The following is a 10,659-nucleotide window of genomic DNA, read 5'->3' on the forward strand; positions in this document are numbered from 1 at the left end:
GCCCCGAGGCCGGAGCCGGACATCCACCAACAGGGTTTGCCCCCGAAGATCCGCCCCATCGAGGCCGCCGGAGTAAAGATCGATCCTGAGGACGTCCCGAGCCGAGATCCGGGAGAGTTGTTCAGACAGCGGGATCTTCGAACTCGGTCGCTCGCCGTTAATGAGGACGTTGCCGGCGGCGCCGCTGAAGCCTCGACGATCGTCCCCATTGTCGAGGGTGAAACCTGGAACCCGGCGGACCATGTCTTCGACGGTCACCGGATTGAAGGCGGTGAAGAACTCGGCCGGAAACACCTTTGACGATCCCGGGATCTGAGCCTGTGCCTGCGTGCTCAGAGAGACGGAAGCCCCAAGGACAAGCAGAACGGCGCGCCATGTACTTGAGCCGAAAGGGTAGCGCGCGGGTCGGGACATGACAGCTTCCGGATTCGGCCTCTGATTAGACTGCAGTCTAGTTCCCGTGGACCAGGAGACAAGCCGACCGAGTTTCGGTGACACTTTACTTAACCCCCTTCAGGTACAGCACCGCAAAACACACCCCGTCGCCCACAGGGGTTAAGTAAAGTGTCACCGAAACTCAACTTACGTTGAGGGGGCGGCGTCGTGCTACGAAACCAGCTCGCCCGCCAGCGCCCGTTCGATCAGGGCGATGGTGCGGTCCACGCCGAAGATGGCGGCGAAGGAGCCGAAGCGGGGGCCCTGGCTTTGGCCGAGGAGGACTTCGTAGAGGGCGGTGAACCAAAGGCGGAGCGGCTCGAAGCCGGCGTCCTTGCCGACGGCGAAGACCTCGTTCTGGATCGCCTCAGCGTCGGCGCCGGGCGGCAGGGCCTTCAGCTTGGCGACAAGGGCCTGCATGGCGGCGCGTTCGACGTCGGTCGGCGCCCGGAAGCGCTTCGCGGGCTTCACGAAATCCTCGTAGTAGTGGATCGCGTAGCCGGCCAGCTGGTCCAGCAACGGCTCGGAGGCCGGGGTCGCGCCAGGCAGGTAGCGGGCGATGAAGGCCCACAGCAGATCCTTGGTCGAGGCGTCGGCCGCCGACACCAGGTTCAGCAGCAGCGAGAAGCTGACCGGCGAGCCCTGGCTGGGCGGGGCCCCGCGGTGCACGTGCCACGCCGGGTTGTCGACCTGGACGGCGTTGTCGCCCTCGGCCTTCTTGCGGTTCAGCGCATCCAGTTGCTGGAGATACTCGTCCGTCGCCTTGGGGATGACGTCGAAATAGAGCCGCTTGGCGGACTTGGGCGACTGGAACATGTAGTAGGTGAGGCTCTCGGGCGTGCCGTAGCGTAGCCACTCCTCCATGGTCAGGCCGTTGCCCTTGGACTTGGAGATCTTCTGGTTCTGCTCGTCCATGAAGAGTTCGAAGTGGAAGGCTTCCGGCGGCTCGCCGCCCAGGGCCTTCACGATGCGGTTCGAGACGCGGACGCTGTCGACCAGGTCCTTGCCCGAGGCCTCGAAGTCGACCTCCAGGGCGGTCCAGCGCGCCGCCCAGTCGGGGCGCCATTGCAGCTTGACATGGCCGCCGGTGACCGGGACCTCGGTCAGGGTTCCATCCTCATCGGCGAAGACGATGGTGCCGGCCTCGACATTGCGCTCCAGGGTGGGCGCCTGCAGGACGCGGCCGGTCTTCGGGCTGATGGGCAGGAAGGGAGAGTAGGTGGCGCGGCGTTCCTCGCCCAGGGTCGGCAACATGATCGCCTGCACCGCATCGAAGCGCGCCAGGATGCGCAAGAGCACCTCATCCAGGCGTCCGGACCTGTAGGTCTCGGTGGACGACATGAAGGTGTAGTCGAAGCCGAAGCCGTCGAGGAAGGCGCGGAGTCTGGCATTGTTGTGGGCGCCGAAGCTCTCGTACTCGCCGAACGGGTCGCGCACCGAGGTGACCGGCTTGTCGCGGTCCTCTTCCAGCATCGCGCGGTTGGGCACGTTGTCCGGGATCTTGCGCAGGCCGTCCATGTCGTCGGAGAACACGATCAGGCGGGTGGGGATGGCGTCTTCGGTGAGCGCGCGGAAGGCGTTGCGCACGATGGTGGGGCGGGTGGCCTCGCCGAAGGTGCCCAGGTGCGGCAGGCCCGAGGCGCCGTAGCCGCACTGGAAGATCACGGGCCTGGCCAGGGCCGGCAGGGTGGCGACGGCCTCGTGGAACTTGCCCTGCATGAAGAGCGCGGAAGCCAGATCACGCTCTGAATCCAAAAGGCGAAGGCGTGCGACGCGGTCCAGCAGCAGGCGCGCCTGTTCGAACGGCCAGCTTCGGGCGTCACGGGCGGTGGATGACAGTCCTTGCAACATGCCGCGCGGCGTAGAGCCAGAAGGGACAAAGGGAAAGCCGTTTCGGCGGCGGACACGCGCAATTCCGGCCGGCGAGACCTTTGCGGCACGGCACCCGCACGATAGGGAACAGGCCCGTCCTGTCCCGGAGCCGATCATGAGCGAGGCCACCACCCCGCGCGGCCTGACCCCCAATGCGCGCGGCGCACTGTGGATGCTGGGCTCCGCCGTGGGCTTTGCGGGCATGACCGTGCTGATCAAGTTTCTGGGCGACGACTACCCGCCGGCGCTGCAGACCTTCTACCGTCAGGCGGCTGGATTCGCCGTGTTGCTGCCAATCATCCTGCACCATCGCGGTGCAGCGTTCGCCACCACGCGGCCCGGGCTTTTGCTGTTTCGATCCGGGGCCGGGACCATCGGGATGATGCTGTCCTTCTACGCCTTTCAGGAGATGCCGCTGGCCGACGCCAATGCGCTGTCGTTCACCCGCAACCTCTGGCTGGTGCCGCTGGCGGCGTTTGTGGTGCGTGAGCAGGTGGGCGCCCTGCGGATCGGGGCGGCGGTTGTGGGGTTCGTCGGCGTGCTGGTAATGATCCGGCCGGGCGCCGGCGGGGAGTTCGCGCTGGGCCTGCCGGCGCTGGCGATGCTGGCGGCGTCATTCCTGTTCGCGCTGACGATCACCGGCATGAAGGTGATGACGCGGGACCATTCACCCACTGTGCTGCTGGTCTGGGGCGCGACACTGGGCCTGGTGCTGGCCATCCCAGGCGCCTTCCTGACCTGGCGCTGGCCCGAGCCGCTCGATCTGGGCCTGCTATGCCTGATGGGCGTGATGGGGACGATCACCCAGGCCTGTTATATCAAGGGCATGCAGCTGGGAGACGCCGCCGCGATGGCCCCCATCGACTACACCCGCCTGATTTTCAGCGCGGCGGCAGGATACCTCCTCTTCAGCGAGATCCCGACCATCTGGACCCTGATCGGCGCCGTCATCATCGTGGCGTCGACCCTGTTCATCACGATCCGGGAGCAGCAACTGGCGAGGTCGGCGCGGCTGTTGGCGGCGGCGGAGGTGCAGCGGTAGGGGTCAGAGTCTCATCTAATCGGCTAATCGGCCCCTAGCCTGTCCAGATCCTCTTGCGCCGCCTCACGATGTTTCGGCTTGAGGTTCCGACCCAGCACGGCGACCAGGGCCGCGAACACAGCCGCGTCATCGGTGAAGCCCAGGCCCGCGATGAAGTCCGGAACCACGTCCACCGGCATCACGAAATAGGCCAGCGCCGCCAGCATCATACCCTTGGCGGCTAGCGGTGTTTCCTCGTCGCGGGCGCAGTGCCAGACCGAAAGCGCATCGCGAGCGAACGGGATTTTCGCCGCGACCTTGCGGATCTTGGGCCAGAAGCCGGAGGCCACCCGCTCCTCATTCACCGCGATCACCGAGGGGACCAGAGCCTTGTCGGGAGAGATCACCGACTGCGGATCGAAGGTGACGTCGGGTGACGCTTTTTTGCCGCCGCTCATCGGAGTAAGCCTGCGCCAAATTTCAAGCCACCAGACGAGATCGGAATTTCCATGGAACTCAATTCATCCGTTTCAGCGGTTGTCACCGGCGGTGCCTCCGGCCTCGGCGAAGCCACGGTCCGCGCCCTCGCCGCGCACGGCGTCAAGGTTGCAATCTTCGACATGAACGAAACCAAGGGCGAAGCCGTTGCCAAAGAAGTGGGCGGCGTCTTCTGCAAATGCAATGTCACCTCCGAGGAAGACGTGGACGCCGCCTTCGCCAAGGCCCGCGCCGCGAACGGCCAAGAGCGGATCCTGGTGAACTGCGCCGGCACCGGCAACGCCTTCAAGACCGCAAGCCGCGACAAGCAGTCGGGCGAAACCAAGCACTTCCCGCTCGACGCCTTCAACTGGATCATCCAGATCAACCTGGTCGGCACGTTCCGCTGCATCGCCAAGTCGGCGAAGGGCATGCTGGACCTGGAGCCCATCGACGGTGAGCGCGGCGCCATCGTCAACACCGCCTCGGTGGCGGCCGAGGACGGCCAGATCGGCCAGGCGGCCTATTCCGCCTCCAAGGGCGGCGTCGTCGGCATGACCCTGCCGATCGCCCGCGACCTGGCCGGCGACGGCATCCGGGTGAACTGCATTCTGCCCGGCATCTTCGAAACGCCGCTGATGGCCGGCGCCCCGCCGCAGGTGAAGGACGCGCTATCGGCCTCAGTGCCCTTCCCCAAGCGCCTCGGGCAGGCGCCGGAATACGCTCAGCTGGCGCTGACCATGATCACCAACGGCTACTTCAACGGCGAGGACGTCCGCCTGGACGGCGCGATCCGGATGGCCCCTCGGTAGAGGACACACCGCCGCGAAAGCGGAGCTGTCAGCTTTCGACCGCAGAAGGCGCAGAGAACGCAGAATCTTTCTGCGACCTTCTGCGTTTTCTGCGGTTTTCTGGTCCTACCGCCGCCGGCGCGCCGGTCGGCTGGAGCCCAGCAGGCCGCCCAGTACGCCGCGGATCAGTTCGCGGCCTACCTGGCTGCCGATCGTGCGCAGCATGGACTTGGCGAAGGCCTCCCCCATGCCCTGGCGACTGGAGGCGCGCCTGGCCGGCGCCCGGCGCTCTGGCTCGTCTTCCGGTTCCGGTTCCGGTTCCGCGGCCCTGGCCTCGGCAGCGGTGGCAGCGGCGCGCGCTTTCTGAAGCACCTCGAACGCTGATTCACGATCCAGCGCGGTGTCATAGAGGCCGCGCACCGGGCTCTGGCTCATGATGGCCGCGCGCTCCGCCGGCAGCGCGGGACCCATCCGCGAATTGGGTGGGCGGATCGCGGTCTTCTGCACCACTGTCGGCGCGCCCCTTTCGTCCAGCACCGAAACCAGGGCCTCGCCGACGCCCAGGGCCTGAATCGCCTCGGCGGTGTCGAAGGCGGGATTGGGCCGGAAGCTGTCGGAGGCGGCGCGCAGGCCGCGCTGGTCGGCGGGCGTATAGGCGCGCAGGGCGTGCTGGATGCGGTTGCCAAGCTGACCAAGGACAGTGTCGGGGATATCTGCCGGGTTCTGGGTGATGAAATAGACGCCGACGCCCTTGGAGCGGATCAGGCGCACCACCTGTTCCACCTTTTCCAGCAGGGGCCTGGGCGCGTCGCGGAACAGCAGGTGGGCTTCATCGAAGAAGAAGACGAGGCGGGGTTTGTCCGGATCGCCGATTTCGGGCAGCTCCTCGAACAGCTCGCTCATCAGCCACAGCAGGAAGGTGGCGTAGAGGCGCGGATTGGCGATCAACTTGTTGGCCGCCAGCAGGTTGATGTAGCCCTTGCCCGAGGCATCGGTCCGCATGATGTCGGAAAGCTGCAGCGCCGGCTCGCCGAACAGGTTCGTGCCGCCCTGGTCCTCCAGCACCAGCAGGCCGCGCTGGATCGTGGCGATGGTGGCGGGCGAGATGTTGCCGTAGCGGGCCGACAGGTCCTTCGCATTTTCGGCGGCGTGGGCCAGCGCGGCCTGAAGGTCCTTCAGGTCCAGCAGCAGCAGGCCCGCCTCGTCGGCGGCGCGGAACACCACCGAGAGCACGCCCTCTTGCACGTCGTTGAGTTCCAGCATCCGGGAGATCAGCAGCGGGCCCATTTCCGAGACAGTGGCGCGGATGGGATGGCCGGCTTCGCCGAACAGATCCCAGAACACCGTGGGCGCGGCAGCAGGCTTGATCTCGAGGTTCATGGCGGCGGCGCGCGCCAGCATCTTTTCGTTGGGCGCCCCGATGGCGCTGATGCCCGACAGGTCGCCCTTGACGTCTGCGGCGAAGACCGGAACGCCGGCGTCCGAGAAGCCCTGGGCCAGAATCTGAAGCGTGACGGTCTTGCCGGTGCCCGTCGCCCCGGCCACGAGGCCGTGCCGGTTCGAGCGGTTGAGCAGCAGCAGCTCGGGATGCTCGGAAAAGCCGATCAGGACACCGTTGTCGGCCATGGATTGATCCTCGGGAAGCCAGCTGGAGTTGCGGGAAACTAGCCGGGCGCGGGCCGGGCCGCCACCCCCGGCAAGACGTCAGATCAACGCGCCCCTCGCCCCGGGAAGTCGGGCAAATCCTCTCCCCAAGATGTCGAAACAGGGGTAGATCAGCCTCAGACAGATCCCCAGAGACCCTCCTCCTGCCCGTCTCGAAAGTCGCTATGCCCGCCGTCACCGCCGAACAGACGTCACGCAACGCCCTGGTGATCCTCGCCACCATCGCCGGTGGCGGCGTTCTCTATGTGCTGGCCGATATACTGACGCCGCTGGCGCTGGCGGTGTTTGTAGCCCTGATGATCGACGGTTTCGCCCGCGCGCTGCAGGCGCGACTTCCGGGGGTTTCAGTGCGCGCCGCCATGCCCCTGGCGATCCTGCTGTCGGTCGCGATCTTCGTGGGCGCGGCCTTTTTCATTGTCGACAACGCCACCAGTTTCGGGGCCCAGCTGATCACCTATGCGCCGAAGCTCAACGGACTGATCGCCCGGGTCGCTGGCCTGGTCGGCGTGGATATTCCACCGACGATGACACAGCTGGTGCAGCGCCTGGACCCCGCCAGCCACCTGGGTCAGGTGGCTGGCGGTCTGCAGAGCTTTGCGTCAACGGCCGCGTTCGTTCTGGTCTACCTCGGCTTCATCCTCGCTTCCCGGAGGGGGTGGGAGCGCAAGGCGGTCGCCCTGTTCGGGACGCGTGAAGAGCGCCATGAGGCCACGGCCGCCTTCCTGCGCATCCGCGATGGGGTTGAGCAGTACCTATGGGTTCAGACCGTCACCGGCCTGATGATCGCTGTAACCTCGTGGATCGCCATGGCGCTGGTCGGTCTGGACAACGCCCTGTTCTGGGCCATCCTGATATTCATCGCGTCCTATATTCCTGTGGTGGGCGGGATCATCGCGGTCGCCCTACCCCCGATCTTCGCCCTCGTGCAGTTCGATACGCTCTGGCAGGCGCTGGTGCTGTTCGGGGTGCTGCAGGTCATCGGAATGTTCGTAGGCAATGTGATCCAGCCGCGCATGCAGGGCCGCAGCCTGAATATGGACCCATTGGTTCTGCTGCTGGCGCTGGCCTTCTGGAGCGCGGTGTGGGGCCTGCCCGGCGCATTCCTGTCGACACCGCTGACGACGGTCATGATGGTCGTCCTGGCCCAGTTCAAAGGCGCACAGTGGGTCGCCGTGCTTTTGTCGGCGGACGGGCAGCCGGGCCCCGCAAAAACCAGGGCCGTCGAGGCGGCCGCGACGAAGCGAGCACCCGGGGCGTCCGACAAGAACTTGTGATCAGGGACTTAAACTGTGACCGCGTCATTCCTACTTGAAAGCGATCGGACGGAGCCATCGTTCGACGGGCATCACCGTCCCCCTCCCCCCAGGACGGAACGAGCCCCCAGCGGTTCGCCGGACCCCCACGGTCGAACCCTGCGCCGCCGGAAACTCTCCTCCGGCGGCGTTCTCGTTTCCGGAACCCGGTCATGAGCGCGCCATCCCGTAGCGGAACAGGCCTGATCCGGGCGCTGGCCGCCGAACTGTCGGAAGATCCTTCGCCGAACGCCGCAAAGGCCTTTGCAAGACAGGCCGCCGCCGACGCCCAGCCAGACGACACCCCCGAACTTTCGACGGCCGGGCTTGCCCGAAACCTCGGCGATTTCTGGCGCCGCGCCCAGGACCGCAAGGGCCGGACCCCGAATATCCGCCTGACCCCGGCGCTGGGCGCCGGGCTGGATCGCCTGGAAATCGTCCAGGATGACGCGCCCTTTCTGGTCGACAGCGTGATGGGGGAGCTCTCGGACCAGGGCCTGTCGGTGCGGGCGATGTTCCATCCGGTCGTCGAGGTAAGTCGCGACCGGCGCGGTCAGCGGACAGCCGACGGCGTTCTGAGCCGGGAATCCATGATCCAGGTGCTCCTGGAACCGGTCGGTGAAGACCGCGAGCGCGCCCTGATCGACGGGGTGAAGGCCACGCTGGAAGATGTGCGTGCGGCGGTCGAGGACTTCGCCGCCATGCTGGCGTTGATGGATCAGGCCGTCGAGGAGCTGGCGCGTTCCGGCAAGGCCCAGCCTCAGGAGATCGATTTCCTGAAGTGGCTGCATGCCGAACACTTCGTGTTTCTGGGCGCCCGGGTCTATGAGTATCCGCGCCTGAAGAACGGCGCCTATGCGCCGGAGGAACCCCTCTATCAGCCGCGCGACGGCCTGGGCGTGCTGCGCGATCCCGAGCGTACGGTGTTGCGGCGCGCCAATGAGCCGGCCGTGCTGATGCGGCAGGTGGAGGATCGCATTGTCCGCGACCCGGCGCTGACCATCGCCAAGTCCAACGTCAAGAGCCGGGTCCACCGGCGTGGCTACATGGACTACGTGGGAGTCAAACGCTACGGCGCCGACGGCTTGCCAAGCGGCGAAGTCCGCTTCGTCGGACTGTTCACAGCCGAGGCCTATGACCAGCCCGCCAACGCCGTGCCGCTGATCCGGGAGAAGGTTGCCCGGGTGGTGGCCCGGGTCGCCGCATCGCCCGGCAGCTACAACGAAAAGCGCCTGCGCAACATCGTCGAGAATCACCCCCGCGACGAACTGTTCCAGATCAGCGAGGATGAGATGCTGGCCCAGGCGGTCGGCATCCTGCACCTGTCGGATCGCCCGCGGATCAAGCTGTTCGTGCGCGCCGACCCCTTCGACCGGTTCGCCTCTGTCCTGCTGTTCGTACCCCGGGACCGCTATGATTCCGATCTGCGGCGGCGGGCGGGCGACATCCTGACGAAGGCCTATGGCGGACGGTTGTCGGCCTACTATCCGAGCTTCAGCGACAGCCCGCTGGCGCGGGTTCACTACATCATCGGCTTCACGCCGGGCCAGCATCTTGAGCCCGATCTGCGGCGGGTTGAAGCCGAGATCACCGAGGCCGCAAGAACATGGGACGACAGGTTTGCCGCCGTTGTGCGCGCGGGCGGCCCTGGCCCGGATCATGTTTCAACCACCGTGCAGCGTTTTCACGAGGCCTTTCCAGCCGGCTACCGGGACCGCTTCAACGCGGCGCAGGCGCTGGACGATGTGGCCGTCATCGACACCTTCCCGGCCGACCGCGCCATCTGCGCGCGGGCATACCGGACGGGCGCAGATGGCCCACTGCAGTTCCGGCTGAAGCTCTATCGGCGCGGTGAGCCCGCGCACCTGGCCGACGTGTTGCCGATCCTGGAAAGCATGGGCCTGAAGGCGATCGCCGAGGCGGGGTTCAGGGTTTCACCCCAGAGCTCCACACCCGTCTGGGTACATGATTTCGAGATCGAAGACCCTCTCGGCGGCGATCTGGTCTTCGCCGAAATCAAGAGCGCCTTTGAGGACGCCGTGGTTGCGGTCTGGACCGGCCAGACGGAGAACGACGGGTTCAACCGACTGGTGATGGAACTGGCGCTGCCCTGGCGCGACGCCGCGCTGATCCGCGCCCTGGCCCGCTATCGCCAGCAGTCAGGACTTGATCCGTCGCAGCGGGTGCAGGAACAGGCCCTTGCGAGCCACCCCGGCGTCACGCGGCTGATACTCGACCTGTTCCGGATCAAGTTTGATCCTGCGATCGTGGCTGATCTCGCGGCGCGCAAGGCCCGCGCGGTTGAAGTCATGGCGGATATCGTCGAAGCGCTTCAGTCGGTGGAAAGCCTGGACGACGACCGGGTGCTGCGTCGCCTCGCCCTGCTGGTGGAGGCCATCCAGCGGACGAACTTCTATCAGCAGACGCCCGATGGCGCCGCCAAGCCTTACATCTCGTTCAAGGTCGCCAGCGACACCCTGGCCGACCTGCCCGCCCCCCGGCCGTTCCGCGAAATCTTCGTCTGGTCGACCTCGGTGGAGGGCGTGCACCTGCGCTTTGGCCCGGTGGCGAGGGGTGGCCTGCGCTGGTCTGACCGGCGCGACGATTTCCGCACCGAGGTGCTGGGTCTGGTCAAGGCCCAGCAGGTCAAGAACGCGGTGATCGTGCCGGTGGGATCGAAAGGCGGCTTCTACCCCAAACAACTGCCGAAAGGCCCGCCAGACGCCATCCGGGCCGAGGCGGTCAGCGCCTACAAGACCTTCCTGTCCGGCTTGCTGGACCTGACCGACAACCTGACCGCCCAGGGCAAGGTCACCCATCCGGACGGGGTCATCGTCCATGACGGGGATGATCCCTATCTGGTGGTCGCCGCCGACAAGGGCACCGCGACCTTCTCGGACATCGCCAACGGCGTGGCTGAATCCTACGGTTTCTGGCTGGGTGACGCCTTCGCCTCCGGCGGCTCGGTAGGCTATGACCACAAGGCCATGGGCATCACGGCGCGCGGTGCCTGGGAGGCGGTCAAACGCCACTTCCGCGAGATGGGCAAGGACATCCAGTCCGAGCCCTTCACGGTCGTCGGCTGCGGCGACATGTCGGGCGACGT

8 protein-coding genes are annotated in these 10,659 nt (G+C 66.4%); 4 read left to right on the plus strand and 4 right to left on the minus strand.

The window, feature by feature from the left end:
* Nucleotides 1-414, minus strand: a 414-nt coding sequence (locus ACIQ42_RS10240) for a Plug domain-containing protein (RefSeq protein WP_397422097.1), incomplete at its 3' end; no start/stop codon positions are given.
* Between the two features lie 192 nt (nt 415-606).
* Entirely contained in the window at nt 607-2,286 is a 1,680-nt protein-coding gene (locus tag ACIQ42_RS10245; protein ID WP_397422098.1) for a lysine--tRNA ligase, read from the minus strand.
* 136 nt (nt 2,287-2,422) lie between these two features.
* On the opposite strand from ACIQ42_RS10245, the gene ACIQ42_RS10250 reads away from it, so the two are divergent.
* Entirely contained in the window at nt 2,423-3,349 is a 927-nt protein-coding gene (locus ACIQ42_RS10250; protein WP_397422099.1) for a DMT family transporter, read from the plus strand.
* 23 nt (nt 3,350-3,372) lie between these two features.
* Here the strand turns inward: ACIQ42_RS10250 and ACIQ42_RS10255 are convergent, their stop codons facing one another.
* The gene (locus tag ACIQ42_RS10255) at nt 3,373-3,786 is read right to left on the minus strand and encodes a YkvA family protein (protein WP_397422100.1); all 414 of its coding nucleotides are present in this window, start codon (nt 3,784-3,786) and stop codon (nt 3,373-3,375) included.
* Between the two features lie 51 nt (nt 3,787-3,837).
* Between ACIQ42_RS10255 and ACIQ42_RS10260 the strand changes: the two genes are divergently transcribed.
* Complete coding sequence (locus ACIQ42_RS10260; protein ID WP_397422101.1) at nt 3,838-4,617, plus strand: SDR family NAD(P)-dependent oxidoreductase; 780 nt, start codon at nt 3,838-3,840, stop codon at nt 4,615-4,617.
* Nucleotides 4,618-4,722: 105 nt separating this feature from the next.
* Here the strand turns inward: ACIQ42_RS10260 and ACIQ42_RS10265 are convergent, their stop codons facing one another.
* Entirely contained in the window at nt 4,723-6,222 is a 1,500-nt protein-coding gene (locus tag ACIQ42_RS10265) for a helicase HerA-like domain-containing protein (RefSeq protein ID WP_397422102.1), read from the minus strand.
* Between the two features lie 203 nt (nt 6,223-6,425).
* Here ACIQ42_RS10265 and ACIQ42_RS10270 point away from each other — a divergent pair, with 203 nt between their 5' ends.
* Both ACIQ42_RS10270 and ACIQ42_RS10275 read left to right on the plus strand, forming a co-directional pair.
* Nucleotides 6,426-7,535 carry an AI-2E family transporter gene (locus tag ACIQ42_RS10270; protein ID WP_397422103.1) on the plus strand — a complete coding sequence of 370 codons (1,110 nt, stop codon included), beginning with the start codon at nt 6,426-6,428 and terminating at the stop codon, nt 7,533-7,535.
* Between the two features lie 191 nt (nt 7,536-7,726).
* Nucleotides 7,727-10,659: NAD-glutamate dehydrogenase domain-containing protein (locus ACIQ42_RS10275; RefSeq protein ID WP_397422104.1), on the plus strand; the 2,933-nt coding region annotated here is incomplete at its 3' end.

The sequence above is a fragment of the Phenylobacterium sp. genome (genome assembly GCF_044372605.1).
Taxonomy (GTDB): Bacteria; Pseudomonadota; Alphaproteobacteria; order Caulobacterales; family Caulobacteraceae; genus Phenylobacterium.

Excerpts from the sequence above, each read along its gene's own strand:
- ACIQ42_RS10245 (WP_397422098.1), bottom strand. The coding sequence starts at position 2,286 with ATGTTGCAAGGACTGTCATCCACCGCCCGTGACGCCCGAAGCTGGCCG.
- ACIQ42_RS10250 (WP_397422099.1), top strand. The coding sequence starts at position 2,423 with ATGAGCGAGGCCACCACCCCGCGCGGCCTGACCCCCAATGCGCGCGGC.
- ACIQ42_RS10270 (WP_397422103.1), top strand. The coding sequence starts at position 6,426 with ATGCCCGCCGTCACCGCCGAACAGACGTCACGCAACGCCCTGGTGATC.
- ACIQ42_RS10265 (WP_397422102.1), bottom strand. The coding sequence starts at position 6,222 with ATGGCCGACAACGGTGTCCTGATCGGCTTTTCCGAGCATCCCGAGCTG.
- ACIQ42_RS10255 (WP_397422100.1), bottom strand. The coding sequence starts at position 3,786 with ATGAGCGGCGGCAAAAAAGCGTCACCCGACGTCACCTTCGATCCGCAG.
- ACIQ42_RS10260 (WP_397422101.1), top strand. The coding sequence starts at position 3,838 with ATGGAACTCAATTCATCCGTTTCAGCGGTTGTCACCGGCGGTGCCTCC.